Annotated in this window: 21 protein-coding genes and 2 pseudogenes; 19 read left to right on the top strand and 4 right to left on the bottom strand. The window is 75.7% G+C overall.

Annotated elements, in window-relative coordinates:
• The first annotated feature begins 31 nt into the window (after nucleotides 1–31).
• The 8 genes and pseudogenes from cobI to GA0070623_RS05190 all read left to right on the top strand — a co-directional run.
• Nucleotides 32–796, top strand: a complete 765-nt coding sequence (cobI, locus tag GA0070623_RS05225) for a precorrin-2 C(20)-methyltransferase (protein ID WP_067312629.1) — start codon at nucleotides 32–34, stop codon at nucleotides 794–796.
• Nucleotides 793–1620 carry a precorrin-4 C(11)-methyltransferase gene (cobM, locus tag GA0070623_RS05220; RefSeq protein ID WP_067312631.1) on the top strand — a complete coding sequence of 276 codons (828 nt, stop codon included), beginning with the start codon at nucleotides 793–795 and terminating at the stop codon, nucleotides 1618–1620. The genes cobI and cobM overlap by 4 nt, the downstream gene beginning before the upstream one ends.
• Complete coding sequence (locus GA0070623_RS05215) at nucleotides 1617–2768, top strand: cobalt-precorrin-5B (C(1))-methyltransferase (protein WP_067312633.1); 1152 nt, start codon at nucleotides 1617–1619, stop codon at nucleotides 2766–2768. Before cobM ends, GA0070623_RS05215 begins: the two co-directional genes overlap by 4 nt.
• Nucleotides 2765–4057 carry a precorrin-6y C5,15-methyltransferase (decarboxylating) subunit CbiE gene (gene cbiE / locus GA0070623_RS05210; RefSeq protein WP_067312646.1) on the top strand — a complete coding sequence of 431 codons (1293 nt, stop codon included), beginning with the start codon at nucleotides 2765–2767 and terminating at the stop codon, nucleotides 4055–4057. The genes GA0070623_RS05215 and cbiE overlap by 4 nt, the downstream gene beginning before the upstream one ends.
• Nucleotides 4058–4130: 73 nt before the next feature.
• Complete coding sequence (gene cobJ, locus GA0070623_RS05205) at nucleotides 4131–5861, top strand: precorrin-3B C(17)-methyltransferase (RefSeq protein ID WP_067312636.1); 1731 nt, start codon at nucleotides 4131–4133, stop codon at nucleotides 5859–5861.
• Nucleotides 5862–5920: 59 nt separating this feature from the next.
• Nucleotides 5921–6130 carry a DUF362 domain-containing protein gene (locus GA0070623_RS05200; RefSeq protein ID WP_067312648.1) on the top strand — a complete coding sequence of 70 codons (210 nt, stop codon included), beginning with the start codon at nucleotides 5921–5923 and terminating at the stop codon, nucleotides 6128–6130.
• A gap of 34 nt (nucleotides 6131–6164) precedes the next feature.
• A complete protein-coding gene (locus tag GA0070623_RS05195) occupies nucleotides 6165–6758 on the top strand; it encodes a precorrin-8X methylmutase (protein ID WP_067312638.1) in 594 nt (197 codons plus the stop codon).
• Nucleotides 6755–7630 (top strand): annotated as a pseudogene (locus GA0070623_RS05190) (sirohydrochlorin chelatase); the annotation flags it as partial. The gene GA0070623_RS05195 and the pseudogene GA0070623_RS05190, both read left to right, overlap by 4 nt.
• Nucleotides 7631–7810: 180 nt before the next feature.
• Here GA0070623_RS05190 and crcB read toward each other — a convergent pair.
• Nucleotides 7811–8173, bottom strand: a complete 363-nt coding sequence (gene crcB / locus GA0070623_RS05185; protein WP_067312640.1) for a fluoride efflux transporter CrcB — start codon at nucleotides 8171–8173, stop codon at nucleotides 7811–7813.
• Nucleotides 8174–8277: 104 nt separating this feature from the next.
• A pseudogene (locus tag GA0070623_RS05180) lies at nucleotides 8278–8796 on the bottom strand (FluC/FEX family fluoride channel); the annotation flags it as partial.
• Nucleotides 8797–9292: 496 nt separating this feature from the next.
• On the opposite strand from GA0070623_RS05180, the gene paaI reads away from it, so the two are divergent.
• From paaI to GA0070623_RS05150, 6 genes are all read left to right on the top strand, one after another.
• The gene (gene paaI / locus GA0070623_RS05175) at nucleotides 9293–9763 is read left to right on the top strand and encodes a hydroxyphenylacetyl-CoA thioesterase PaaI (protein WP_407937966.1); all 471 of its coding nucleotides are present in this window, start codon (nucleotides 9293–9295) and stop codon (nucleotides 9761–9763) included.
• 303 nt (nucleotides 9764–10066) lie between these two features.
• A complete protein-coding gene (locus GA0070623_RS05170; protein WP_067312642.1) occupies nucleotides 10067–11605 on the top strand; it encodes an ABC transporter substrate-binding protein in 1539 nt (512 codons plus the stop codon).
• A gap of 10 nt (nucleotides 11606–11615) precedes the next feature.
• A complete protein-coding gene (locus tag GA0070623_RS05165; protein WP_067312652.1) occupies nucleotides 11616–12560 on the top strand; it encodes an ABC transporter permease in 945 nt (314 codons plus the stop codon).
• Nucleotides 12557–13543 carry an ABC transporter permease gene (locus GA0070623_RS05160; RefSeq protein WP_231932667.1) on the top strand — a complete coding sequence of 329 codons (987 nt, stop codon included), beginning with the start codon at nucleotides 12557–12559 and terminating at the stop codon, nucleotides 13541–13543. The genes GA0070623_RS05165 and GA0070623_RS05160 overlap by 4 nt, the downstream gene beginning before the upstream one ends.
• The gene (locus GA0070623_RS05155; protein ID WP_231932666.1) at nucleotides 13540–14646 is read left to right on the top strand and encodes an ABC transporter ATP-binding protein; all 1107 of its coding nucleotides are present in this window, start codon (nucleotides 13540–13542) and stop codon (nucleotides 14644–14646) included. The genes GA0070623_RS05160 and GA0070623_RS05155 overlap by 4 nt, the downstream gene beginning before the upstream one ends.
• On the top strand, nucleotides 14646–15665 hold the full coding sequence (locus GA0070623_RS05150; protein WP_067312644.1) for an ABC transporter ATP-binding protein: 1020 nt from the start codon (nucleotides 14646–14648) through the stop codon (nucleotides 15663–15665). Before GA0070623_RS05155 ends, GA0070623_RS05150 begins: the two co-directional genes overlap by 1 nt.
• 13 nt (nucleotides 15666–15678) lie before the next feature.
• On the opposite strand, the gene GA0070623_RS05145 is transcribed toward GA0070623_RS05150, so the two are convergent.
• A complete protein-coding gene (locus GA0070623_RS05145; RefSeq protein WP_089003915.1) occupies nucleotides 15679–18003 on the bottom strand; it encodes an adenylate/guanylate cyclase domain-containing protein in 2325 nt (774 codons plus the stop codon).
• Nucleotides 18004–18190: 187 nt separating this feature from the next.
• Between GA0070623_RS05145 and GA0070623_RS05140 the strand changes: the two genes are divergently transcribed.
• From GA0070623_RS05140 to GA0070623_RS05120, 5 genes are all read left to right on the top strand, one after another.
• Nucleotides 18191–21190 carry a helix-turn-helix transcriptional regulator gene (locus GA0070623_RS05140; protein ID WP_067314592.1) on the top strand — a complete coding sequence of 1000 codons (3000 nt, stop codon included), beginning with the start codon at nucleotides 18191–18193 and terminating at the stop codon, nucleotides 21188–21190.
• Nucleotides 21191–21308: 118 nt separating this feature from the next.
• A complete protein-coding gene (locus tag GA0070623_RS05135; protein ID WP_067314589.1) occupies nucleotides 21309–22079 on the top strand; it encodes a DUF5995 family protein in 771 nt (256 codons plus the stop codon).
• Between the two features lie 74 nt (nucleotides 22080–22153).
• Nucleotides 22154–22903, top strand: coding sequence for a phosphotransferase (locus tag GA0070623_RS05130; protein WP_067314586.1), 750 nt, complete (start codon nucleotides 22154–22156; stop codon nucleotides 22901–22903).
• Nucleotides 22904–23091: 188 nt separating this feature from the next.
• Nucleotides 23092–23502, top strand: coding sequence for a hypothetical protein (locus GA0070623_RS05125; RefSeq protein ID WP_067314594.1), 411 nt, complete (start codon nucleotides 23092–23094; stop codon nucleotides 23500–23502).
• A 104-nt stretch (nucleotides 23503–23606) separates the two neighbouring features.
• Nucleotides 23607–25715, top strand: coding sequence for an APC family permease (locus GA0070623_RS05120; protein ID WP_067314584.1), 2109 nt, complete (start codon nucleotides 23607–23609; stop codon nucleotides 25713–25715).
• A gap of 319 nt (nucleotides 25716–26034) precedes the next feature.
• Here GA0070623_RS05120 and GA0070623_RS05110 read toward each other — a convergent pair whose 3' ends face one another.
• Entirely contained in the window at nucleotides 26035–26241 is a 207-nt protein-coding gene (locus tag GA0070623_RS05110) for a hypothetical protein (RefSeq protein WP_067308441.1), read from the bottom strand.
• Nucleotides 26242–26308: the final 67 nt, after the last annotated feature.

The raw sequence follows: 26308 nt of genomic DNA, 5'->3' as shown, positions 1-26308 counted from the left end.
TGCGGGGAGCACGCCCGCTGAAGCCGCCGCTGTGGGGAGCGCGCCGCCGCCCGCCACGCTGACCGGGGTGGGGGTCGGGCCGGGTGACCCGGAACTGCTCACCCTCCGGGCGGTGCGGGTGCTGGCCGAGGCCGACCTGGTGGTCGTACCGGTGCTGGACCGGCTGGCGGCGGACCCGGCCACGCCCCCCGGCCGGGCCGAGACGACGGTCCGCGCGCACGTGCCGGCGGACCGGCTGCGCCGGCTGCCGTTCGCCCTCGACGACCGGGGCGGGGTGACCGCGCGCCGGGAGGCCGCCTGGGACGCGGCCGCCCGCGCCGTCGTCGACGCGATCGACGCGGGCGCCCGGTCGGTCGCCTTCGCCACCATCGGCGACCCCAACGTCTACTCCACCTTCACGTACCTGGCCGACGGCGTCCGCGCCCTGCAGCCGGCGGTACGGGTGCGGACCGTGCCGGGCGTCACCGCCATGCAGGAGCTGGCCGCCCGCAGCGGCGTCCCGCTCTGCCAGGGGCGGGAGCCGCTGACCCTGCTGCCCGCCACCGCCGGCCCGGAGCTGGTCACCGACGCCCTCGCCGGTCCGGGCACCGTCGTGGTCTACAAGGGCTGGCGTCGGCACCGGGAACTCGTCGACGAGCTGCGCCGGCACGACCGGCTCGACGACGCGGTGCTCGGTCGGGGCCTCGGCCTGCCCGACGAGTGGGTCGGACCGGTCGGGCCGGCCGACGGCGACCTGCCGTACCTGTCGACGCTGCTGGTCCCGGCCCGCCGGGACGGGCGGGGAGGAAAACTGTGACGCCCACCGGAAAAGTGTGGTTCGTGGGGGCCGGGCCCGGCGCCGCCGACCTGCTCACCCTGCGCGCCGCCCGGGTGATCGCCGCCGCCGACGTGGTGGTCTGGGCGGCCAGCCTGGTGCACGCCGACGTGCTGGCCCACGCCCGCCCCGACGCCGAGATCGTCGACTCGTCGCAGCTGCCGATCGAGGGGGTGCTGCCGCTGTACCGGCGGGCCGCCGCCGACCGGCTCACCGTGGCCCGGATCCACTCCGGCGACCCGGCGCTCTGGGGTGCCGTGCAGGAACAGCTCGACCTGTGCCTCGCCCTCGACCTGGCCGTGGAGATCGTCCCCGGAGTCTCCTCGTTCACCGCCGTCGCCGCGATCGTCGGCCGGGAGCTGACCATCCCCGAGGTGGCCCAGTCGGTGATCCTCACCCGGCTGGAGGGGGGCAAGACGCCGATGCCGGCGGGGGAGCGGGTCCGCGACTTCGCCCGGCACGGCACCACCATGGCGCTGTTCCTCTCCGCCGCCCGTGCCGGGCAGGCCCAGACGGAACTGCTGGCCGGGGGCTACCCGGCCGACACCCCGGTCGTGGTGGCCTACCAGGCGACCTGGCCGGACGAGCTGGTGGTGCGGTGCGCGCTCGGCGACCTGGCGGCCACCGTCAAGGAACACCGGCTGTGGAAGCACACCCTGTTCCTGGTCGGACCGGCGCTCGCCGCCAGCGGCACCCGCTCCCACCTCTACCACCCCGGGCACTTCCACACCTTCCGCCGGGCCGAGCCGACCGCCCGCGCCGAGCTGCGCCGGTCCCGTGCCGCCGCGGAGGACGCGGCACCGTGACGTACCCCGAGCCGCCGCTGCGGGAGCCGGACCTGCCGCGTACCGCGAAGGTCCGGCCGGTCGCGCTGCGTACCGGCTGGACCACCGGCGCGTGCGCGACGGCGGCGGCGAAGGCCGCGGTGACCGCGCTGCTCACCGGGGTGCCCCAGCGGGAGGTGGAGATCGGGCTGCCCGCCGGCCGGCGGGTGACCTTCCCGGTGGCCCGCTGCGACCTGACCGCCCGGCCCGGGCCGACGGCAGAGGCGGTGGTGGTCAAGGACGCCGGGGACGACCCGGACGTCACCCACGGCGCCCACCTCACCGCCACCGTCGGCTGGCGGCCCCGCCCCGGCCTGGACCTGGCCGGTGGCCCGGGCGTCGGCACCGTCACCCGCCCCGGGCTCGGCCTCGCCGTCGGTGGGCCGGCCATCAACGACACGCCCCGGCGGATGATCGGCCAGGCCGTCGCCGAGGTGGTCGACCTGACCGAGGTGGGGGTCCGGGTGGTGATCAGCGTCCCGGACGGCGAGGTGATGGCCCGCAAGACCACCAACCGGCGGCTCGGCATCGTCGGCGGCATCTCGATCCTCGGCACCACCGGGATCGTCCGGCCGTTCTCCACCGCCTCCTGGCGGGCCAGCGTGGTGCAGGCGGTGCACGTGATGGCCGCCCAGGGCCAGCGGACCGTGGTGCTGTGCACCGGTGGGCGCACCGAACGGGCCGCCCGCGCGTTGCTGCCGGAGCTGCCCGAGGTGTGTTTCGTCGAGGTCGGCGACTTCACCGGCGCGGCCGTCACCGCCGCCGTCGGCGACGCGATGACCGGGGTGGTCTTCGTCGGGATGGCCGGCAAGCTGGCGAAGCTCGCCGCCGGCATCCTGATGACCCACTACACCCGGTCGAAGGTGGACCTGTCGCTGCTCGGTGCGGTGACCGCCGAGGCCGGTGGCGACGCCGACCTGGTGGCGGCGGTGGTCGCGGCGAACACCGGGCGGCACGCGTACGAGCTGTGGGAGGCCGCCGGCCTGCTGCGTCCCGCCGGTGACCTGCTCTGCGGCCGGGTCCGGCAGGTGCTGCGCCGCTTCGCCGGGCCGGCGCTCACCGTCGACGTGGCGATGGTCGACTTCACCGGCGACCATCTGGTGGCCTCCTCCGGCCGGTGGCCGGCATGACCGGCCGGGATCCGGCGGCGGACGGCGCGGCGCGGTCCGTGCCGGTGGCCGGCGGCGCGGTGCCGGTGCTGGTGCTGGGGGTCGACGCGGCCGGTCGGCCGTGGCCACCTGCGGCGCTGGCCGCCCTGGCCGGGGCCGGGCTGGTGGTCGGGGCGGCCCGGCACCTGGCCGCCGTGCCGGTGCCGCCCGACGTCGAGACCGTCGTCCTCGGGCCGCTCACCCCCGCGCTGGACCGGCTCACCGCCGCCCACGCCGCCGGGCTGCCGACCGTGGTGCTGGCCAGCGGCGACCCCGGCTTCTTCGGCGTGGTACGCCGGCTGCGCGCCGCCGGGCTGCCGGTGCGGGTGCTGCCGGCGGTGTCCAGCGTGGCCGCCGCGTTCGCCCGCGCCGGGCTCGACTGGGACGGCGCGGTGGTGGTCACCGCCCACGGCCGGGACCTGGGTCCGGCCCTGCACGCCTGCCGGGCGCTACCGGCCGTCGCCGTGCTCACCGCGCCGGGTGCCGGTGCCACCGAGATCGGGGCCGGGCTGGCCGGTTGGTCCCGCCGGCTGGTGGTGGCCGAACACCTCGGCAGCGCCGCCGAGCGGGTCACCTGGGCTACCCCGGAACAGGCCGCCGCCCGCCGCTGGGCCGATCCGCACGTCCTGCTCAGCCTGGCGGCCCCTGCCGGCCCCGACGCCGATCCCGCGACGCCGGCCGGTGTCGGGCCGGTGCGGGCGGACAACCAGCCGGCCGCCGCGCCCGCCGACGGCTGGGCGCTGCCCGAGTCGGCGTACCGGCACCGGGACTCGATGATCACGAAGGCCGAGGTACGGGCGCTGGCCGTCGCCCGGCTGCGGCCCCGGCTCGGTCGGCTGGTCTGGGACGTCGGCGCGGGCAGCGGCTCGGTCGGCATCGAGTGCGCGCTGCTCGGCGCGGCGGTGATCGCCGTGGAGCGGGATCCGGCGGCGCCGATCGCGGTCAACGCCGCCCGGCACGGTGTCGACGTGCGGGTGGTCACCGGTGACGCCCCGGCCGTCCTGCGCGGGTTGCCCGACCCGGACGCCGTCTTCGTCGGAGGCGGGGGGACCGCCGTGCTGACCGCCGTCGCCGACCGCCGCCCCGCCCGGGTGGTGGTCACCCTCGCCGCCCTGGACCGGATCGCCCCGGCCGTGCACCTGCTGCGCGCCGCCGGCTACACGGTCACCGGCAGCCAGCTCACCGCCGCCCGCCTGGCCGACCTGCCCGACGGATCCATCCGACTCGCGGCCACCAACCCGGTGGTCGTCCTCACCGGGGAGCGCCCGTGACCGTCACCGCACCACGTCGGCACGGGCGACCGCCCGTGACCGGCACCGCACCACGTCGACCCGGGGAGCACCGGTGACCGGCGTCGGCCCGCACCGGGTGGGACTCGTCGCGGCCACCGCCGCCGGTCGTCGGCACGCCCGGACCCTGGCCGACGCCTGGCCGCACGCCCGGCTGGTCGAGGCCGACGGGGTCGCCGACGCGCTGCGCGCCGCCTGGGCGGCGTACGACGCGGTGGTGGTCTTCCTGGCCACCGGGGCGGTGGTACGGATCCTGGCACCGCTGCTCGACGACAAGCGCACCGATCCGGCGGTGGTGGTGGTCGACGAGGCCGCCCGGCACGCCGTCGCCCTGCTCGGTGGCCACGCCGGGGGCGCGAACGCGCTCGCCGCCGAGGTGGCCGCGCTGCTCGACGCCCGGCCGGTGGTCACCACCGCCACCGACGCGGTCGACCTGCCCGGCCTGGACACCCTCGGCTGGCCGGTCGAGGGGGCGGTGGCCGCGGTGTCCCGGGCGATCCTCGACGGGGAACCGGTCCGGCTGGTCGCCGACGCGGTCTGGCCGCTGCCCGCCCTGCCGCCGAACGTCCACCGCGGAACCCCGGCGGGTGTGGACCCCACCGCGACCGGCCCGGAGTCCGGCGGCTACCGGGTGCTGGTCACCGACCGGATCGTGCCGGTGGACGACCGGACCGTCGTGCTGCGACCGCCGTCCCTGGTCGCCGGGGTGGGATCGAGCCGGGGGGTGCCGGCCGCCGAGGTCGCGGCGCTGCTGCGCCGGGCGTTCGCCGCCGCCGGGTTGAGCCCGGCCAGTCTGCGCTGTCTGGCCAGTGTCGACGTGAAGGCCGACGAGGAGGGCATCCGGGCCACCGCCGACGCGCTCGGCGTACCCCTGCGGACCTGGCCGGCGGTGGAGCTGGCCACGGTCGACGTGCCGCACCCCAGTGAGGTGGTCCGGGCCGCTGTCGGCACGCCCAGCGTCGCCGAGGCGGCGGCGCTGCACGACGGCGGCACCCTGCTGGTGCCGAAGACCGCCTCGGCGATGGCCACCGTCGCGGTCGCCCGGCAGTCCCCACGCGGCCGGTTGGCGATCGTCGGCCTGGGCCCCGGCGCGGCCGACCTGCGCACCCCGCGTGCCGTCGCCGAGCTGCGCCGGGCCGCCGTGGTCGTCGGCCTCGACCAGTACGTCGACCAGGTCCGCGACCTGCTGCGGCCGGGCACCCGGGTGCTGGCCAGCGGGCTCGGCGCGGAGGAGGAACGGGCCCGCAGCGCGGTCGCCGAGGCCGCCGCCGGGCACGCCGTCGCGCTGGTCGGCTCGGGCGACGCCGGGGTGTACGCGATGGCCAGCCCCGCCCTGGAGTACGCCGACGAGCGGATCGACGTGGTCGGGGTGCCCGGGGTGACCGCCGCGCTGGCCGCCGCCGCGCTGCTCGGCGCGCCGATCGGACACGACCACGTCTACCTGAGCCTGTCCGACCTGCACACGCCCTGGGCGGCGATCGAACGGCGGGTCGCCGCCGCCGCCGAGGCGGACCTGGTCGCGCTGCTCTACAACCCGCGCAGCCGGGCCCGGGACTGGCAGCTCGGCGCGGTGCTGGCGACGTTCGCCGAGCACCGTCCGCCGCACACCCCGGTCGGTGTGGTCCGCAACGCCAGCCGACCCGACGAGCAGGTCCACCTGGCCACCCTGGCCACCTTCGACCCGGGCGTGGTCGACATGTACGGCCTGGTGGTGGTCGGCAGCTCGCAGACCCGGCTGGTCGGCGGCCGGATGGTCACCCCCCGGGGCTACCGGTGGCGCGGATGACCCCCGCCGTGTCCCCGACCGGCCCGGTCGCCGCGCCCCGACCCGGGACGGCTCCGGTGGTGGCGGGCGGCCCGGTCGCAGCGCCGGTAGTCATCGACGCCTGTCAGGGCTGCGGGGCCTGCCTGCGGACCTGCCCCACCCGGGCGATCCGCCCGGTGCCCGGCGGGCTGACCGTCCGGGCCGACCGCTGCACCGGCTGCCTGGAGTGTCTGGAGATCTGCCCGGTGGACGCGATCCGGGTCACCACCGAGCGACGAGGAGCGCCATGACCGTCATCGACCGACCGGCCGCCGGAGGCGGGCGGTGAGCCGGGTCGTCCATCCGATCGAACAGGAGTCGTACCGGATCCTGCGGGAACGGGTCGACCTGGGGCGGCTGCCGCCGTTGACCCGCGCGGTCGTCGAGCGGGTGGTGCACGCCAGCGCCGATCTCGACTACGTCGCCGACCTGGTCTGCGACGAGGCGGCGCTGGCCGGTGGGCTGGCCGCGCTGCGGGCCGGTGCGCCGATCGTCACCGACGTGGCGATGGTCGCCGCCGGGATCACCCGGGCGGGGCGGGAGATCGTCTGCCCGGTCGCCGAACCGGCCGCCGCCGCCCTGGCCCGGCGGTCCGGGCTGACCCGGTCGGCGGCGGCCGTCCGGATCGCCCTGGAGCGGGTCGGCCCGGGGGCGGTCTGGGTGGTCGGCTGCGCCCCGACCGCTCTGGTCGAACTGATCACGGTGGGCGCCGCCCCGGCGCTGGTGGTCGGGTTGCCGGTCGGCTTCGTCGGGGCCGCCGAGTCCAAGGCGGCGTTGCGGGCCAGCGGCCTGCCCGCCGTGTCCAACGTCGGCGAGAAGGGCGGCTCGGCGGTCGCCGCCGCCGCCCTCAACGCCCTGCTCTACCAGGAGGAAAAATGACCGCACTGGTCATCGTCGGGCACGGTACGCGCAGCGCGGCCGGGGTCGACCAGTTCGCCGCCCTCGTCGACCGGGTCCGGGACCGGGCCGGGGGCGACGTCGAGGGTGGCTTCATCGAGCTGTCCCGGCCGCCGTTGACCGACGCGGTCACCGCGCTGGTCTCCCGGGGCCACCGGTCGCTGGTCGCGTTGCCGCTGGTGCTCACCGCCGCCGGCCACGGCAAGGGCGACATCCCGGCCGCGATGGCCCGCGAGCAGGAGCGGCACGCCGGCCTGACGTACCGGTACGGCCGGCCGCTCGGCCCGCACCCGCTGCTGCACGCCGTCCTGGAGCAGCGGATCGACGCCGCGCTGGACGGGGCGGACCGGGCCGGCACGTGGGTGGCGCTGATCGGGCGCGGCGCCACCGACCCGGACGCCAACGCCGAGGTGGCGAAGGTGGCCCGGCTGCTGTGGGAGGGGCGCGGCTACGCCGGCGTCGAACCGGGGTTCATCTCGCTGGCCGAGCCGTCCGTGCCGGCGGTGCTCGACCGGCTGGTCCGGCTGGGTGCCCGCCGGATCGTGGTGGCCCCGTACTTCCTGTTCGCCGGGGTTCTGCCGGACCGGATCGTGGCCCAGTCGCAGGCGTTCGCCGCGGACCGTCCCGACCTGGACGTCCGGGTCGCCGACCTGATCGGTGACTGCGACGCCCTGGCCGACCTGGTGCTGGAACGGCACGCCGAGGCGCTGCGGGGGGACATCCGGATGAACTGCGACACCTGTGCGTACCGGGTGCTGATGCCCGGCTTCGCCGACAAGGTGGGCCGCCCGCAGACCCCGCACGACCACCCCGACGACCCGGTCGACGGCCACGGCCACCACCATCACCATCACGACCACGCCGGCCAGCACGGGCACGCCGGCCACGACCACACCGGCCGGCACGACCACGGCGACCACGCCGGTCAGCACGGTCCCGACGGCCAGCACGGGATTGGCGGCCACGGCCACGACGGCCGGCACCGGCACGGTCACACCACCGGGCGGGACGTGACGACGGTCCGCTGAGGCCGGTCAGCCGGTGAGCGCCCGGGCCAGGGCGAAGCCGAGGCTGGCCGCGCCCAGACCGGCGACGACACTGGCCAGGGCGTTGGCCACCGCCTGCCGCCGGGCGTCGGTGCGGGCCAGTCGTACGGTCTCGTAGCCGAAGGTGGACCAGGTGGTCAGCGCGCCGCAGAAGCCGGTGCCGACCAGCGCGGTCACCGCCGGCCCGACGGGTGCCCCGACCACCGCGCCGAGCAGCAGCGAGCCGGCGACGTTGACGGTCAGCGTCCCCCACGGGAACCGGGAGTCGTGCCGGGCCTGCACGGCCCGGTCGGTGAGGTAGCGCAGGGGCGCACCGAGGGCCGCGCCCAGCGCGATGAGCAGCACGGTCACCGGCGGACCTCCCGCTGCGGCCGGCCCGGACCCGGCGGCCGGTCGTCCCGTCCCCACCCGGCGCGTCGACCGCTCCGGCCGGATCCGGGCCGCCGGTCGCTCCGCCCGGATCCGGGCCGCCGGTCGCTCCGGCCGGATCCGGGCGCGCGGCGGCCCCGGCCGGCGTCCGTGCCCCACCACCGGGCGACCAGGGCGTCACCGACGGCGACCGCCAGCAGTCCGCCGACCAGGGTGGCGGCCAGGTAGCCCAGGGCCGTCCCGGCGGCCCCGGCGGCCAGCGCCCGGTGCACGTCCACCACGTACGCGGAGAAGGTGGTGAAGCCGCCGAGCACCCCGACGGCGAGGAACGGCCGGACCAGCGGACCGGCCCGACGCCGGCCGAGCACCCCCATCAGCGCCCCGATCAGCAGGCAGCCGGTGACGTTCACGGCGAAGGTGGACCAGGGGAACCCGGTCGGCGCGTGGGGCAGGGCGGTCTGCACCCCGGCGCGGGCGAGCGCGCCCAGCATCCCACCGGCGGCGATCGCGCCGAGCACGGCGGCCGGGTGCGCGGTCAGCTCACCCCGGTCGGCCGGAACGCGCAGGTCGACGTCGGGGTCGACGCGCCGCGACCATCGCGACATCGGGAGCCCTCCCCACCGGTACGTGCACCACCGGCGGCCGTCGGCGCGTCCGGCGCGGTCGTCCCGGCCGGGGCCGGGACGGCAGGCCGCACCGCCGGCACGTCCGTGAGCATAACCCCGCCCGCCGGTCCCGGCGGCCGGAGGAGGTGGCGGTGGGGCGGGTTGCCGGAGCAGGTTGTGGTGGGGCGGATGGCCGGAGGAGATGATGGTGGGGCGGGTGGCCGGATCGCGCCCGGCACCCGCGACGGGTGGTCGCCGCCCGGCGGCGTACGGTCGGCAGCGGCGACCGGCGTCGGCCCCGGGCGTCGCGCCGGGTGACCCAGGAGGAACCGTGCCGGACCGTAGCCCACGCCCCAGCGATCCGGATGCCGTCGAGCGGACCGACGGGTGGCGGGACGGCCGGCTCCCGGACCCGCCCGGGGAGGTGACGGAGGCTCCCGGCGGAACCGTGACGGAGGCCCCCGCCGGAACCGTGACGGAGGCCCCCGCCGGGGCCGTGACGGAGAATCCCGGCGGGACCGGGACCGAGGAGCCCGGCGGGCGGGTGGCGGAGGAACCCGGGGCGGGCCGGACGGCCGCCCACGACATGTTCGACGCCGACGTGGCGTCCCGGGGCCTCGGCATCGAGCTGGTCTCCGTCGGCGACGGGGCGGCGGTGGCCCGGATGCGGGTGACCGCCGGGATGGTCAACGGGCACCGGATCGGCCACGGCGGTTTCCTGTTCCTGCTCGCCGACACCGCTTTCGCGCTGGCCTGCAACACCCACGGCCCGGCGACGGTCGCGGCCGGCGGTGAGATCAGTTTCCTGCGTCCGGTCCGCCAGGGCGACCTGTTGACCGCGTACGCCACCGAACGTGTCCGGTACGGCCGCAGCGGCATCTACGACGTCACCGTTTCCCGGGGAGACGAGGTGGTGGCCGAGTTCCGTGGCCGCAGCCGCACCCTCGACCGGCCGGTCGAGAGCTGAGCCGTACCCTCCACCGCCCGGTCGAGAGCTGAGCCGTACCGCCACCCGGCCGGGGCGGGTCCGTGGTGGCCAGGCCTGTCCGGCGGCGGTCCGGATCCCTTCGGTGGAATGAGGTTTGACCGGCGGTGGACAGGAAACGGTAACCGGTGCACCGTGGTGTCCACGGTCCACGGTCCACGCTGCGCGGTCCCGATCGGACGGACGGCCGGTGATCGGGGAATTGCGCTGATTCATTGACATCGTCCTCATTGGCGGAGAAGACTCGCGTTCTGATCTGCCAGGCGACGGAGGGTGACCGTGTCCATGACCAGATCGAGGATCACCGCGGCGGCGCTCGTCGTCGCCCTGACCGGCCTCGCCGGGTGCAGCGCGGGGGAGAGCGTCGACGTCGACGGGGGCGGCCCGTCCGCCGGCCCGGCGGCCGGGGGCACGCTCACCGCCGCCATCGGCGGCGAGCCGGACCAGCTCGACCCGCACAGGACCTCGGCCTACCACAGCTTCGAGGTGCTGGAGAACGTCTACGACACGCTCGTCGAGCCGGACGCCGACCTGACCATGGGGCCGGCGCTGGCCACCAGGTGGACCACCAGCAGCGACCAGCTCACCTGGACGTTCACCCTCCGCGAGGGCGTGACCTTCTCCGACGGGTCACCGCTGACCTCGGAGGACGTCGTCTACTCGTACCAGCGGATCATGAGGGAGAAGCTGAACGCGTCGTTCCGGTTCGCCGCCGTCAGGTCGGTGACCGCGCCCGACCCGGCGACGGTGGTGGTCACGCTGACCGCGCCGACGCCGAACCTGCTGGCCAACCTCGGCGGGTACAAGGGCGTGGCGATCGTCGAGAAGTCCAACGTGGAGTCCGGCGCGATCAAGACCAGGCCGGTGGGCAGCGGACCGTTCACGGTGGCCGGTTACACCGCCGGCGACACGATCAGGCTGGCCCGCAACGACGCCTACTGGGGGCAGAAACCGAAGCTCGACGGGGTCACCTTCACCTTCGTCAAGGACCCGACGGTCGCCCTGCAGAACCTGCGCGGCGGTGAGGTGCAGTGGACCGACAACCTGCCGCCGCAGCAGGTGCCGGCGCTGAAGGAGGCCGGCGGGGTGACCGTCGAGACCACCCCCTCGACCGACTACTGGTACCTCGCCCTCAACGAGCGGCGCAAGCCGTACGACGACGCGAACGTCCGCCGGGCCGTCGCGTTCGCCCTGGACCGGGAGGCGATCACCAAGGCCGCCACGTTCGGGCAGGCCACCGCCAACCAGACCGCGATCCCCCGGGGCAGCTCCTGGTACTACGACTACGCACCGTACCGGCACGATCCGGAGCAGGCCCGGCGGCTGCTCGGTGGGGCCGGCGTCACGGGCCGCACCATGGACCTGATGGTGACCAGCGAGTACCCGCAGACGGTCACCGCCGCGCAGGTGATCGCGGCCCAGCTCGCCGAGGTCGGGATCACCGTGAAGATCCGTACCCTGGACTTCGCCCAGTGGCTCGACGAGCAGGGCAAGGGGAACTTCGACGCCTTCCTGCTCGGCTGGCTCGGCAACATCGATCCGGACGACTTCTACTACGCCCAGCACCGCACCGGCGGCACGTTCAACTTCCACGGGTACAGCAACCCCACCGTGGACACCCTGCTCGACCAGGCCCGCACCCAGACCGACAAGGGGGTACGCCAGCAGACGTACGCCCGGGCGGCCAAGCAGATCGTCGACGACGCCAGCTACATCTACCTCTACAACCCGGACGTGGTGCAGGGCTGGTCGACGAAGGTCACCGGCTACCGGGTCCGCACCGACCGGGCGATCCGGTTCCGTGACGTCGCCCTGGGCCGCTGAGGGGGGCGGGGTGGGACGCTTCGTCCTGCGGCGACTGCTCCAGTCGGTCGTCGTCCTGCTCGGGGTGACCCTGGTGGTCTTCCTGCTGCTGCAACTGGTCCCCGGCGACCCGGTCCGGGTCTCCCTCGGCACCCGCTTCGACCAGCAGACCTACGACGCGCTGCGGGAACGCTCGGGGCTGGACCGGCCGCTGGTGGTGCAGTACCTCAGCTACGTCGGCCATGCGCTCACCGGTGACCTCGGGGTCAGCTTCCGCAGCGGCCAGCCGGTCACCACGATCGTGCTGGAGCGGCTCCCCGCCACCGGGTCGCTGGCGGTGACCGCCGTGCTGCTCGCCCTGCTGGTCGCCTTCCCCCTCGGCGTGCTCTCCGCGGTGCGCAGCGGCTCGTTCGTCGACCACGCCGCCCGGGTGTTCAGCCAGTTCGGGGTCTCCGTCCCCGACTTCTGGACGGGCATCATGGGCATCCTGCTCTTCGCCGGGGTGCTCGGCTGGCTGCCGCCGTCGGGCTACGTGGCGCTCACCGACGACCCGGCGGGCTGGGCGTCCCACGTGGCGCTGCCCGCCGCCGCCGTCGGCCTGGTCACCGCCTCCATCCTCACCCGCTTCATCCGCTCCTCGGTGCTCGAGGTGCTCGCCGAGGACTACGTCCGTACCGCCGAGGCCAAGGGGCTGCGCCGGCGGGTGGTGGTCGTCCGGCACGTGCTGCGCAACGCGCTGATCCCGGTGGTCACCGTGGTGGGGGTGCAGTTGGCCAGCCTGGTCGGCGGGGTGATCGTGATCGAGGTGCTGTTCGCCTGGCCGGGCATCGGCCGGCTCACCTACGACGCCGTGCAGGCCCGGGACTATCCGGTGCTGCAGGGCGCGGTGCTCTTCGTGGCCACCCTCTTCCTGCTGACGAACCTGCTGGTGGACGTCCTGTACGCCCGCCTCGACCCGAGGATCAGGCTGCGATGAGCGCCCGGGACCGGACGCCGCCCACCGGCGCGTGGCACGGCGCTCGCGACCCGTCGTCCGTCACCCCGCCGCCGGGCGGCCCGGTCGACGGGAACCCGTGGCCGACGGTGGCCCCGGCGGGTGCCCTGCGGCGTACGCTGACCGCGCTGCGGCACGACCCGCCGGCCGTCGCCGGCACGGTGGTGCTGCTGGTCCTGCTGGTGGTCGGGCTGGCCGGGCAGTGGCTCGCGCCGGCCGGGATCAACGACGTGGACGTCGACCGGATGCTCCGCCCACCCAGCGGCGCGCACCCGTTCGGCACCGACGAGCTGGGCCGCGACGTGCTCAGCCGGGTGCTGGTGGCGGCCCGGGTGTCGTTGCAGGTGGGTCTGGTCAGCGTCGGTATCGCCCTGGCCGTGGGGGTGACCGTCGGCCTGCTGGCCGGCTGGTACGGCGGCTGGGCGGACACCGTCCTCATGCGCGGCATGGACGTGTTGTTCGCCTTCCCCGTGCTGCTGCTCGCCGTGGCGATCGTCGCGGTGCTCGGCCCGGGGCTGGTCACCGCGATGGTCGCCATCGGGGTGGTCTACACCCCGATCTTCGCCCGGGTGACCCGGGCCGGCGTGCTCGCCGTCCGGGAACAGGTCTTCGTCCGGGCCGCCGTCTCCATCGGCACCTCGGACCTGCGCATCCTGCGCCGGCACGTGCTGCCCAACGTCGCCGCGCCGCTGATCGTGCAGACCTCGCTGTCGCTGGCCTTCGCGATCCTGTCCGAGGCGGCGCTGTCCTTCCTCGGGCTGGGCGTCCAGCCACCCGCGCCGGCCTGGGGCCGGATGCTCTACGACGGGCGCGGGTTCGTCACCGACGCCTGGTGGCTGGGGGTCTTCCCCGGCGCGGCGATCTTCCTGACCGTGCTCGCCTTCAACCTGGTCGGCGACGCGCTGCGGGACGTGCTCGACCCCCGTCGGCTCACCCTCGGCGAAGCCCGCAGGAGCATCCGGTGAGCGGACCCGTCGTGCCGTCGCCCCGGGCCGCCGGGGACGCGCCGGTGCTGGAGATCAGCGACCTGACGGTGACCCTCGGCACCCGCGACGGCCCGGCCCGGGCGGTCGCGGGCGTCGACTGGTCGGTGTCCCCCGGGCAGACCCTCGCCCTGGTCGGCGAGTCCGGCAGCGGCAAGAGCATGACCGTGCTCGCCGCCACCGGCCTGGCCCCGCGTTCCGCCACGGTCACCGGCCGGGTCCGGCTGCTGGGCCGGGAGCTGACCGCCATGTCCGGCGCGGACCGCCGCCGCTGGCGCGGCCGGCACGTCGGCTTCGTCTTCCAGGACCCGATGACCACCCTCAACCCGGTGCTGACCGTCGGCCGGCAGGTCACCGAGGCGTGCGAGGAGCATCTCGGGATGACCCGCCGGCAGGCCCGGTCCCGCGCCGTCGAGCTGCTCGACCTGGTCGGCATCCCGTCGCCCGAACGCCGGGTGGACGCCCATCCGCACCAGTTCTCCGGCGGGATGCGGCAACGGGTGGTCATCGCGATGGCGCTGGCCTGCGAGCCGGAGCTGCTGATCGCCGACGAGCCGACCACCGCGTTGGACGTCACCACCCAGGCGCAGATCGTCGAGCTCGTCGCCGACCTGCGCCGCCGGCTCGGCACCGCGGTCGTCTGGATCACCCACGACCTCGGCGTGGTGGCCGGGATCGCCGACACCGTCGCGGTGATGTACGGCGGGCGGATCGTGGAGCAGGGGCCGGTCGACGCGGTCTTCGCCGCGCCGGGCCACCCGTACACCCGGGGTCTGCTGGCCGCCCGGCCCCGGCCCGGCATGGCGGGGGAGGAGCTGGCCGCGATCCCCGGTGCGCCGCCCAGCCCGCTCGCCCTGCCGCCGGGGTGCGCCTTCTGGCCCCGCTGCCCGGTGCGCGGCGACCCCCGCTGCGCCCACGAACTGCCGCCGCTGATCCCGATCGCCCCCGCGCACCGGGTCCGCACCTTCTGCCCCGCCACCGGCGACGACCCGGCCGCCCGGGACCGTGCGTCCGTCGGCGACGGCCACCCCACCGGTGTGTCGACCGCCGGCACGGGCCACGACCGACCCATCCCGGAGGGCTGATGAGTACGGCACCCGTCGCCGAACTCGACGACCTGACCGTCTGGTTTCCCAGCCCGGGCGGCCCACCCGTCCGTGCGGTGGACGGGGTGTCGCTGGCGGTGCGGGCCGGCGAGACGCTGGGGCTGGTGGGTGAGTCCGGCAGCGGCAAGTCGACCGCCGGTCTGGCGCTGCTGCGACTGGTCGACCCGACCGCCGGGCGGATCCGGGTCGGCGGACAGGACGTCACCGGCTGGTCGCGTCGTCGGCTACGCGGGCTGCGTCGCCGGGTGGCGATGGTGTTCCAGGACCCGCAGGCGTCGCTGGACCCGCGCCGCACCGTCGGCGCCAGCATCGCCGAGCCGCTGGTCGTCCACCGGCTCGCGGGCAGCGCCGAGGCCCGTCGACGTCGGGTCGCCGAGCTGCTCGACCTGGTGGGGCTACGACCCGAGACGGCCGGCCGGCACCCGCACGAACTCTCCGGCGGCCAGCGCCAGCGGGTCGGGATCGCCCGGGCGCTGGCCGGTGAGCCCGACCTGATCGTCCTCGACGAACCGATCGCGTCGCTCGACCTGAGCGTGCAGGCGCAGATCATGAACCTGCTGCGCCGGCTGCAACGTGACCTCGGGCTGACCTACCTGTTCATCGCGCACGACCTGGCCGCCGTGGAGCACCTGAGCGACCGGATCGCCGTGATGCACCTGGGACGCATCGTGGAGACGGGCACTCCGGCGCAGCTCTGGCGGGAGCCGGCGCACCCGTACACGGCGGCCCTGCTGTCGGCGATCCCGGTGGCCGACCCCCGGGTGGAGCGCGACCGGCGACGGATCATCCTGCGCGGTGAGCTGCCCAGCCCGACCGACCCGCCGAGCGGCTGCCGGTTCCGGACCCGCTGCCCGCAGGCCCGTCCCGACTGCGCCGAGACGGATCCGCCCGCGGTCGAGGTGGCCCCCGGTCACCACGCCGCGTGTCTCTTCGCCGGTGCGGCGGTACGCGCCATGCGTGACGACCCGCCCCCACCGGCCACCGGGGCGATCCGCTGAGCGCCGGTCACGGTCAGGCGGCCCGCGCCGGTAACGGTACGGCCGGGCGCGGCACCCCTTCGCCCCGTCGTCGCCGGCCACCGGTGCCCGGTCGGGGACCGGCCGGCGCGGCGGCCACCCGGACCGGTAGCGGCACGATTACCGCGCCCGCGTGCGCCACCCCGGCGCCGGGCCGTGGATCGCGGTCCCCGGACCCTCCGGACCGCCGCAGCGGGTCGAACCGGCGTGGTCCGTCGACGTCGACCCGCACCCGGCGGGGGTCGTGGGACGGGATGGCGTCCGGGGGGACCGTTCGCAGCCGGAAGGCGTCACCGGCCGGCGCCGTGACGACCGTCCGCCGCCACGGCGACCGGATGCCCGTGGTCGACCCGCCGATCGACCGGATGCCCGGGACCTTCCGCCCGACCCCGACCCCGACCCGGTGGGCGGGTGCGGCCGGCCGGCCGGGCGCGGCCCGGTGGGCGAGGTCGCCGCGGCCGGCGGACGCGGCGGGGAGGGCGGTGCCGGCCCGGCGGGCGAGGTCGCCGCGGCCGGGCGGGAGAGCGGTGCCGGCCCGCCGGGCGAGGTCGGCGTGGGCGGCCGGAAGGGCGGTGCCGGCCCGCCGGGCGAAGTCGGCGCGGACCGTCCGGGGCAGTCGGTCGGACGCGCAGCGGCGCAGGGCCGGGTCGGCGATGACGTGGCCGCCCCGCGCGCCGGGCCGGACCAGCCCGGCGTCGGTGAGCCGGCGCAGACTGTCCGCCACCCGACCGGGCGTCCAGCCGAGCAGCCCGGCCACCGCCGACGCGGTGAACTCGCCGTCGAGGGTCGCGGCGGCCATCAGCACCGCCCGGTGCGGGCCGTCGCACCGGTCCAGCCGGGCGGCGGCGCGGCGGCGCAGCGACTCGGGCAGCGCCGGTTCGGCCGACCGGCCGGCCGGCGGCTGCGGCGTGCCCGGTCGCGCGGCGTCGACGTAGGCGGCGGCGTAGCCGGGGCGGCCGGCGACCAGTGGCACCAGCCGGACGACGTCCGTGGCCGGCCGACCGGCCCGCGCGACCAGCCGGCGCAGCAGCCGGCCGGTGTGGACGGTGTCCAACGGTGGCAGTTCCACCGGCTGGCGGCGGTGCCCCGGCAGCGGAAGCGGGTCCACGTGCTCCGGCCGGTGGGTGGCCAGCACCGCCAGCGGCAGCCCCCGGGCGGTCGCGGTGGCGAACAGCGTGTGCAGGAAGTGGTTCACCTGCGGGGCGGCCCGGTCCAGGTCGTCCACGCCGACCACCACCGGTCGGCGGGCGGCCAGGGCGAGCAGCACCTGGCGTACCGCTGCGGCCCCGGTCTCCGCCGACCGGTCCGGGGCGGCCAGCAGCGCGCCGAGCGCCGCCACCGTCACCGCCGCCCGGTGCGCCGGGAGCAGGCCCTCGACCAGGGCGGCCAGCCGGGCGTGGACGGTCTCCGCCGGGTCGGTGGCGGCCAGCCCCGCGAGGTCCCGCAGCAGCTCCGCGACCGGCCCGAGCACCTGCTCCGGGTACGGCGGGCAGTGCGCCACCGTCCAGCACACCGGGGTGCCGTCGACCTCCGGCAGCCGGTGACGCAGCTCGGCCAGCAGCCGGCTGCGACCGATGCCGTCCGGCCCGACCAGGGCCACCCACCGTGGACGGTGCTCGCGGGCGGCGCGGGTGAGCTGGTCACGGACGGTGGCGACCTCGCGCCGCCGGCCGATCAGCGGGCCGTGGTGCCGGGTGGGGCGCGGGTGTCCGGTGCGGGTGACCCGCCAGACGTCGACCGGCAGCGCCTTGCCGGTGAGGGTGGCCGGGGCGAGGGCGTGCTGGTCGACCAGGCCGGCGGTGGCCCGGTGGGTGGCGGCGCAGACGACCACGCCACCCGCCGGGGCGTACTCCTGGATGCGGGCGGCGGTGGTGAGGACCGCGCCGGAGGCCATGCCGTGGCCGCCGTCGCGGACGCCGGCCAGGTCGACCACCGCCTCGCCGGTGGCGACGCCGACCCGGACCCGCAGCCGCACCCCGCCGGGGAGCACCCGCCGGTCCAGCGCGGTCTGGATCTCCAGGGCGGCCCGGACGGCCCGGTAGCCGTCGAGCCCGTCGGAGGTACGGGCGCCGAACAAGGCCATCACCGCATCACCGACGTACTTCTCCACCGTGCCCTGCCAGCGGCGCAGCACACCGGCGACGATGTCGAAGTAGGCGAACTGCACCGCCCGGACGTCCTCCGGGTCCAGCCGTTCGGTCAGCGCGGTCGACCCGACGATGTCGGCGAAGAGCACCGTCAGTGTCCGCCGTTCCTGCGGTACCGGCCAGGGCGACGTGGTGACGTCTTCCCGACCGGTACCGACCGTGGACAGTGGCATCCCACCCACCCTTCATCCGCAGTGGTGTTGACGACGATCGGAGACTTCCACCACCGGGCTGACGGGGGATCTGCCGAACGACGTATGTCGGCGCGACAGCACCTTTAGTCGCAATGTCGACGCGAGAGGTACCGGTGAGGGATTAAGCCCGTAGAAGGGTGCGGGGACCTGTGACTAGGCTGCGGACATGGCCAGCGATGTGGACACCGCACCGCTCGTCGGCCGCGCCGACCAGCTGGCGGTGCTGTGCGCCGCGCTCCACCACGACATCGGTCCCGGGCAGACCGCCGCGGTCTTCGTCAGCGGCGAGAGCGGGGTGGGCAAGACCCGCCTGCTCACCGAGGCGGCGGCCCGGTTACGGGACGCGGGGGCGGTGGTGCTCACCGGCTCCTGCCTGGACATCGGCGACGCCTCACCGCTGCACCCGGTGCTCCAGGCGCTGCGCCGGTTCGACGCCGAGCTCGCCGCCGGCCAGGCCCGCACCTCGTCGACGGTGCGCGGCCTGCTGCGGACCTTCGTCGAGGAGACCGGGGGAGCCGACAGCGCCGGGGCACTGCTGGAGCGGGTCTCCCGGGGGCTGAGCATGATCGCCCAGGGGCGTCCGCTGGTGCTCGTCCTCGACGACCTCCAGTGGGTGGACCGGACCACCCGGCAACTGCTGCTCTATCTGCTCGCCGGCCTCGGTGACCTGCAACTGTCGGTGCTGGCGGCGGTGCGGGCCGAGTCGTTGCAGGGGGCACATCCACTGCGTCGGGTGCTCACCGAGCTGCGCCGGCTGCGGTCGGTGCGGGTGCTCGACCTGGCCCCGCTCGACCGGGCCGACACCGACCGGCTGGCCGTCGAGATCGTCGGTACGCCGCTGGCGCCGGAGGCCGCCGAGCAGATCTGGCAGCGCAGCGGCGGCAACCCGTTCGTGGTCGAGGAGCTGGCCCGTGACCTGCGCGACGGCCGCGCCGGGCTGTCCGACACGCTGCGCGAGATCTTCCTGTCCCGGGTGGACGCACTGCCCCGGCACGCGCACGCGGCGGTGCACGCGGTCGCCGTCGGTGTCGAACCGGTCGAGCACTGGCTGCTCGCCGAGGTGCTCGGCCTGCCCGAGGCGGAGCTGATCGAGGCGCTTCGGGAGGCGGTCGCCCACCGGCTGCTCGTCGGTGCGGACGACGGCTACCGGCTGCGGCACCGGCTGGTCGCCGAGGTGCTCGCCCACGAGCTGCTCCCGGCGGAGCGGACCGGCCTGCACCGGCGGTACGCCGAGGCGCTCACCCGGGCACCGGCGGAGCTGCACCAGGCGCGGCTGGCACACCACTGGCGGCTGGCCGGCGAGCCCGGACGCGCCCTGCCGGCGGCGATGGCCGCCGCCGGGGAGGCCGAACGGCTCTACGGTTTCGCCGAGGCGCACCGGCACTGGACGGCGGCGTTGCAGCTCGCCGCCACCCCGGTCAGCGGACCGGGGGCGACCCCGCCCGAGGTGGACCGGGCGGTGCTGCTGGAGCACGCCGCCGAGACCGCCCACCAGAGCGGCGAGCACGCCCGCGCGCTGTCCCTGCTGACCGAGCTGACCGGCGGCGAACCGCTCGACCCGTCCTGCGGGCTGCGCATCCGGCGGGCCCGCTACCTCGCCGCGGCGGGCCGGTCCGCCCCCGCCGAGGCGGAGTACCGCAGCGTGCTGGAATCCGCCGAGTGCACCACCCGGGAACGGACGACGGCCGCCGCCCGCCTCGCCGAGCTGCTGCTGCACCTGGGCCGGTACGCCGACGCCGGGCAACGCGCCCGCGAGGCGCTGGAGCTGGCGGCGACGGTCGGCGGCAGCACCACCGAGGTGGTACTGGCCAGCTCCGCGCTGGGCTTCAGTGAGGCGTTCCTGGAGGACCCGGACGCGGGCCTGACGGTGGTCCGCCGGGCGCTGGACACCGCCGAGCGCTCCGGTGGCCCCGAGGACGTGGCCTGCGCGTACCTGCATCTGGCGGAGCTGATGACCGGGCCGCTGAACATCCTCGAAGAGGGGGTGGTGGTGGCCCGGCGGGGCGCCGAGCGGGTCGCCGAGCTGGGGCTGGGCCGCACCTACGAGACCCGGCTGCTGGCCATCGCCACCAACGGGCTGTTCCGGGTCGGCCAGTGGGCCGAGGCGGAGAAGGTGGTCGCGGCGGCGCTGCGGCACCGTCCGTCCGGGGCCGACGCGGTGGAGCTGCTGCTGGCCCGCTGCCGGCTCTCCGTCGGGTACGGCGACGTCGAGGCCTCCGACCGGGACCTGGAGGCGGTGGCGACCATGCTCGCCGGTGGTGGCGCACCCCGGCACGTGCTGCCGATGCTGATCCTGCGCGCCGGGCTGGCGATGTGGCAGGGCCGGCATGACGTGGCCCGGCAGGCGGTGCAGCGGGGGCTGACCGAGAGCCGCTCCGACGACGTGGTGCTGCTGGGCACGCTGGCCTGGCACGGGCTGCGGGCCGAGGCGGAGGCGCACGCCAGCCGGACCGTCGCGGTGGACCCCACGGCGGTCCGCCGGCTGCGCGACGCGCTCGACCGGGTGGCCAGCAAGAGCAGGACGGCCGCCGGTCCGGTCCGGCTCAGCGCCGACGGTTTCCTGGTGTTGAGCATGGCCGAGCTGACCCGGCTCGACGGGCGGGGCGACCCGGAGGCCTGGGCCCGGTCGGCGGCGGAGTGGGACAAGCGGCACCATCCCTACCCGGCGGCCTACTCGCGACTGCGGCAGGCCGAGGCGTTGCTGGCCCGGCGGAGCCGGGGCAAGGCCGTGGGCCGGCTGCTGCGGGAGGCCCACGAGATGGCGCAGGGCCTGGGGGCCGTGCCGCTGACCAGCGAGATCAGGACGTTGGCCGGGCGGGCCCGGGTGGAGTTGACCGAGCGCGCCCCGTCCGCGCCGGCCACGGGTGTCCCGCGTGCGCGGGCGGGGCGGAGCCGGCCGGTCGGGGCGGGCCGCACCCGTGCCGGCGGGGCGGACGGGGCCGGCGCACCGGTCGGGTCGGACGCTGACGAGCTGACCACGCTGACCGCACGGGAACGTGAGGTGCTCGCCGCGGTGGCCGAGGGGCTGACCAACCGGGAGATCGGCCAGCGGCTGTTCATCAGCGAACGCACCATCGGCGTGCACGTGTCGCACATCTTCGACAAGCTCCAGGTGCGGACGAGGGTGCAGGCCAGCGCCATCCACCTGCGCACCCGGGGCGCGTGAGCGTACGTCCGGCGCGGTGTCGAATACGTCGTTCTACTGATCCGGTACGACACCGGCGCTGACAGGCTGTCCCTCGACAACGACGGCGCGGCGCTGCCCCGACCACTGTGGAGGAGTCATGAGGGAACCGGTCTGGGGGCCCGTCCACGCGGACATCGTCGACCTGCTCGCCGATCATCCGGAGGACGTACCGGCGGTGGTCGACCACCTCACCAAGCTCCAGGATCTGCTGGTCCGGATGCCGCCGTTGGAGCGGAGCTGCCCGCTGGCCGACTTCAACCGGCTCTACCTGACCATCACCAGCCGGGTGCTGGAGGGGCTCTACGACGACTACTTCGCCGACCCGGTCTTCCTGTCCCGGCTGGACGTCGAGTTCGCGGCCCGCTACTTCGACGCGATGCGGTTGTGGACCGAGTCGAGCCCGACCACCCCGCGCGCCTGGTCCTGCCTGTTCCAGCGGATGCGCGGCCCGGACGCCCGGCCGTTGCCGTCGGCGGCGGCGGGGGTGAACGCGCACATCAACTTCGACCTGCCGTTCGCCCTGGTGACCACGTTCGACCACCTGGAGTCCGAGCCGGTGGACGGCACCGAGCAGCACCGGGACTACCTCAAGATCAACGACATCTTCGCCGACAAGATCCCCTCGCTGCGGCGCGGCTACCTGGAGCGGTGGCAGCTGCTCCTCGACATGCTCAACGGGGACATCGACGACTGGTACCAGGGCGAACTGGTCGAATACACCAGGGACGTGGCCTGGCGCAACGCGCAGAAGATCTGGCGTTGCCGGCACGATCCGCAGGCCCGTGACGGCGAGCGCACCCGGCTGGACGACAACGCCGCTGCGCTCGGCCGGCTGCTGCTGTCACCACTGGGGGCGTTCCTGCAGTAGCAGCCGCGACGGGGGGTCCCCGCGCGCCGGGAAACCGGCGCGCGGGGACGCGTCCGTTCGGCCAGGATGGTGCGATGCGCCCCGACGAACAGCCGCTGCCCGGCAACGTGACCACCGGGGTGGTCCGGGTCGGTGACACCGTCCGCCGGCCGGTCGGCCCGTGGACCGATGCGGTCGACGCACTGCTGACCCACCTGCACGACGCCGGCTTCGACGGTGCGCCCCGGCCGCTGGGCCGTGACGACCAGGGCCGTCAGGTGCTGGAGTACGTGCCGGGAGAGTGCGGACACCCCGCCGGCCGGTACCGGACCGGCGAGCTGGCCTCGATCGGTCGCCTGCTGGCCGACCTGCACCGCGCGGTGGCCGACTTCGTGCCCCCGGCGTCGGCCCGGTGGCAGGTGCCGATCCGCCCCGACGGCACGGATCTGATCTGCCACCACGACGCGGCACCGTGGAACCTGGTCCGCGCCCCGCGCGGTTGGGTGCTGATCGACTGGGACGGCGCCGGCCCCGGCACCCGCCGCTGGGAGCTGGCGTACGCCGCGCAGGCGATGGCCGGGATGCGCCCCGACCGGCCGGTCGCGGAGTCGGCCCACCGGCTGCGGGTCCTGGTCGACGGCTACGGCCTGCCGGCGGCGGAGCGCCCCGCGCTCGCCGCGACCCTCGGTCCCCGGGCCCGCGCGATGTACGACCTGCTGCGCGACGGCGCCCGGGACGGCGTGCAGCCGTGGGCCAGGATCCACGCCGAGGACGGCCCCTACTGGCGGTCGGTCGCCGACCACCTGACCGCACACGTCGACGACTGGACCCGCGCCCTGACCTGACACCTTCCCGCCGTCACCCGCCGGTCCGGGCACGGGGCCGGGATGCTGGCCGGAGTGCGTGTCGGTCCGGGCATGGGGGCCGGTGTGCCGGTCCGGTCCGTGGCCGCTGCCGGTCCGCGCTCCAGGAGTCCGGGTCACCCGTCGGCGGGGCCGGGTGTCGGGTGGCGTGCACCGGGTATCCGTCGGCCATGCCCGTACACCGGTTCGCGTTCCGGTTCGACCCGAGGTTCCAGGCCCCGCTGGCGCTGCTCGGCATCCGGCCGCGGACCTGTGCCGTGGTGGTCGACGACGAGACGGTGGCGATCCGGTTCGGCCCCTGGCGGCTGCGTACCGCGCGGGGGAACGTGGTCGGTGCCCGGCGCGGTGGGCCGTACCGCTGGTGGCGGGTGGTCGGGCCGCACCTGTCGCTGGCCGACGGCGGGGTGACCTTCGGTACCGGCACCACGGCCGGGGTGTGCCTGCGGTTCGGCTCGCCGGTGCCGGGGCTGGCCCCCGGCCGGTGGCTGCGCCACCCGGCGGCCACGGTGACCGTCACCGACCCCGACGCCCTGCTGGGGGCACTGTCCGTCGCGCCACCGGGCGCCGCCCACCCGGCCTGACGATGCGCCCGGCCTGAGGGATCCCCCGGCTTCCCCGTTCCGGCCGGCGGAGCCGGTGCCAGCGCCTACCGTCGGGAACAGGGGCTACCAGGGCGGTCGGGGGGATGGTGGACGGGCGGGACGGCGCACGCGAACGGCGGCCCCGGGAACGACGGGGGAGCACGCCGTCGCCGGGGCACGGGCGGGCGCTGCGGGAGGCCCGGTCCGCCGGCCAGGGCGAGCGCACCCGGCCGGGGCCGGTGCGGCTGCCGGAGTGCGTGGAGAGCCACGCCCGGCCGGCGCGACCCCAGGGCGGCCTTCGCCGGTGGCTCTTCGCGCACCGGGTGCAGCCGGTCGGCCCGGAGACCGAGGAGGGCAGCCAGCGCCGGCACCCCTGGTGGCAGGTGATGTGCCTGACCGGCGTCGACTACTTCTCGACCCTGTCCTACCTGCCGGGTATCGCGGCGCTGGCCGCCGGCGCGCTCTCCCCGCTGGCCACCCTGTTGATCGTGGCGCTCACCCTGTTCGGGATGCTGCCGATGTACCGCCGGGTCGCCCGGGAGAGCCCGCACGGGCAGGGTTCGGTGGCGATGCTGGAGCGGCTGCTGCCGTTCTGGCGGGGCAAGCTCTTCGTGCTGGTGCTGCTCGGTTTCGTCGCCACCTCGTGGATCGTCACGATCACCCTGTCCGCCGCCGACGCGACGGTGCATCTGCTGGAGAACCCGTACCTGCCGTCGTCGGCGCCGCACGGCACCGGGACGGCCGTACTGGTGACGGTGGCGCTGCTGCTCGTCCTCGGCGGGGTGTTCCTGCTCGGGTTCAGCGAGGCGGTGCTGGTGGCCGTACCGCTGGTCGTGGTCTTTCTCGCGCTCAACGCGGTGACCGTGGCGGCCGGTCTGGCCGAGATCGCCGCCGACCCGGCCGCCGTAAAGGACTGGACGGCCGCGCTGACCGCCGGGGGCGACGGGTTCGGTGCCGTGCTCGGCCCTGCCGTGCTGGCCTTCCCGCTGCTGGTCCTCGGCCTGTCCGGCTTCGAGACCGGGGTGAGCATGATGCCGCTGGTCCGTGGGGCGGGTGCGGATCGCCAGCAGCGGCTGGCCGCGCGGATCCGCAACACCCGGCGGCTGCTCACCGCCGCCGCGTTGATCATGTCGGTGTACCTGCTGGCCACCGCGTTCGTCACCACCGTGCTGATCCCGCCGCGCGAGTTCCAACCCGGGGGCGCGGCGAACGGCCGGGCGTTGGCCTGGCTCGCCCACGCGCACCTCGGGGAGGGCTTCGGCACGGTCTACGACATCAGCAGCGTGTTGATCCTCTGGTTCGCCGGGGCGTCGGCGATGGCCGGCCTGATCAACATCGTGCCGCGTTACCTGCCGTCGTACGGGATGGCGCCCGAGTGGGGGCGGGCGGTCCGGCCGGTGGTCCTGGTGTACACGCTGATCAGCATCATCCTCACCGTCGCCTTCCGGGCCGACGTGAACGCCCAGGCCGGCGCGTACGCCACCGGGATCCTGGCGATGATGGTCTCCGGCGCGGTCGCGGTGACCATCGCGGCGGTCCGGGCCCACCACCGGTTCGCCGCGGTCGGCTTCACGGTGCTGACCGCGATGCTGCTCTACGCGTTGACCGAGAACGTGATCGCGAAGCCGGACGGGATCGCCATCTCCGGACTGTTCGTCGCCGGCATCGTCGTGGTCTCGCTGGTCTCCCGGGTCACCCGGACCACCGAGCTGCGGGCCGAGCGGATCGAGTTCGACGAGCCGGCCCGCCGCTTCGTCGCCGAGTCGCTGGCCCACGACGGCCGGTTGCACCTGATCGCCCACAAGCGCGACAGCGGCGCGCTCAAGGAGTACCGGGTCAAGGAGCGGGCGCAACGGGGCATGAACCCGGTGCCCGGCGCCTCCGACGTGCTCTTCCTGGAGATCGACGTGGTGGATCCCTCGGAGTTCAGTCGGGTGCTCCGGGTGCGCGGGGTCGAGGTGGGCGGGTTCCGGGTGCTGCGGGCCGGCAGCCCGGCGGTGCCGAACGCGATCGCCGCGATCCTGCTGGCGCTGCGCGACGGCACCGGCGTCCGTCCGCACGCCCACTTCGAGTGGTCGGAGGGGAACCCGATCGCCCATCTGCTGCGCTACCTGATCCTGGGCCGCGGCGACACCCCACCGGTGGTCCGGGAGATCATCCGCAAGAGCGAACCCGACCCCTCCCGCCGCCCCGGCATCCACGTAGCCGGCTGACCCCGCTCCCGCCCGTCCTCCCGCCCCCGCCCCGCCCCCGCCCCCGCCCCCGCCCCGCCCCCGCTCCGGCCCCGCCCCCGCCCCCGGCCCGGCCCGTGCTTGCGCCGGTGATCAAGAGGTTCAGGTCACCAGAGCGCGCCATGCTGACCGTTACCTCTTGATCGACGAGTGATGGGCGTCGATGGGCGGGGTGGTCGAGGATACAGGGTGGGTTCCTAGGAAGGTTAGCGGGTGTGGGGTGGGCGACAGGGTAGTGATCTGGAGCGGACATGAGGCGGCCCGCGCCCCGAGGGGTGGGCGCGGGCCGGGCGGGCGCGGTCTACTTCGAAGGCTCGGGGAGCTTGCAGTCGATCTTCGGGTTGGCGCCGATGTAGTTGAGCGGCCCGGCCACGATGGTCACCAGGATGGTGCCGGCCTCGGCACAGTTGGTGTCGTCGTTTCCGTAGTAACCGCGCTGACCGGCGGCGACAGCACCGATGATCAACCAGATGACGACGATGACTCCGAGGATCGACGAACCGCGCATGGGGGTGCCTCCCGGCTGGTGTTGTATTTGAGGTGACGCCCATGTACCCACCGGTCGGGACCGGATA

The sequence above is a fragment of the Micromonospora rifamycinica genome (assembly GCF_900090265.1).
GTDB classification, from domain to species: domain Bacteria; phylum Actinomycetota; class Actinomycetes; order Mycobacteriales; family Micromonosporaceae; genus Micromonospora; species Micromonospora rifamycinica.
The sequence above is the reverse complement of the archived record's forward strand: the minus strand, read 5'-3'. Positions and strand labels throughout refer to the sequence as shown.